Raw genomic sequence first — 1,140 nt, forward strand, 5'->3', positions numbered from 1 at the left:
TAGTACTATGAGTAATTATAACTATCGAAAAAACTACTCTAATAATAAAAATAGTAGTTCATCAGCATCCTCTCAGTCTTCAAATTCTCAATCTTCCAATTCCCAATCACAAAGAGATTTAGCCGAACAAGGCTATGTAAAGAAAAAAGGATGTAACTGTAATAAAAACAAATAGTTTATTACTAATTTGAACAATAACATTTCAACGCTCATGATAAATATTTACTTCACTTGTATACTGTTTATTTAATGGATGAATTCTGTTTTTCATAGAATTCATCTTTTTTGTTTATAGGTAATTTTTTAAACGTTATAACTTATTCCATAAACAATAGAGTACATATCATAAATTTTGATTTTCTTTTATACCAACTTAACAAAGAGTAATTTCTCAATTGATTTATCACCAATCTTCCCATAAAATATAGCCCTCCCTAATAAAATTAGGGAGGGCTATATACAAATGTCAGTTCAAATTTCAAACAGACATTATAACAAATTAGACGATATTAATACCTGCACTTACAAATCCAGCTACTGCAGCTATTGGACTTGCTGCTGTTAAGGAAACATATAATAATATTTTATCCCCAGCTACTACTGGAATAGCTTCAGGGATAATTCCTGATGCTGTAGAACCAATCGCAATCGCAGCAAATGCTGGTGTTAATAATAGAGGTGCGCCTTGTACTGTAAACGTGTTACTTGCTGCTGGTGCAGTTAATATTTGTATCTGCACTTGAACAGGTGATAATGGAGATAATGCAGCTGTTGCACTAAAGAAACCTGCTAATGACGTAATAATACCATCACGTGGTGCTACAAATGCATAATCACCTACACCTAACGCTAATGTGATACTTGTTCCACCTGCTAATCCTATACCAGGTTGACTAAATCCAAATCCGAGTAGAGTTCCTGTATTAGCTATTAATGCGTTAACTAACGCTGCTGGTGTTGTACCTGAAGCGAATGGAATAATAGCTCCGCCACCAGTTGCTCCCGTTGCACCAGTTGCTCCTGTTAGACCTGTTGCTCCCGTTGGACCTGTGTCTCCCGTCGGGCCTGTTGGACCTGTTGGGCCTGTCGCTCCTGTATCTCCCGTCGGACCTGTCGCTCCCGCTAGACCTGTGTCGCCTG

General features: G+C 37.3%; 1 protein-coding gene. It reads right to left on the reverse strand.

The window, feature by feature from the left end; translation table 11 throughout:
- Positions 1-499: 499 nt before the first annotated feature.
- The coding region (locus KI369_RS27080) for an exosporium glycoprotein BclB-related protein (RefSeq protein ID WP_274382488.1) at positions 500-1,140 on the reverse strand (641 nt) is incomplete at its 5' end.

This window comes from Bacillus sanguinis (assembly GCF_018332475.1).
Classification (GTDB): Bacteria; Bacillota; Bacilli; order Bacillales; family Bacillaceae_G; genus Bacillus_A; species Bacillus_A sanguinis.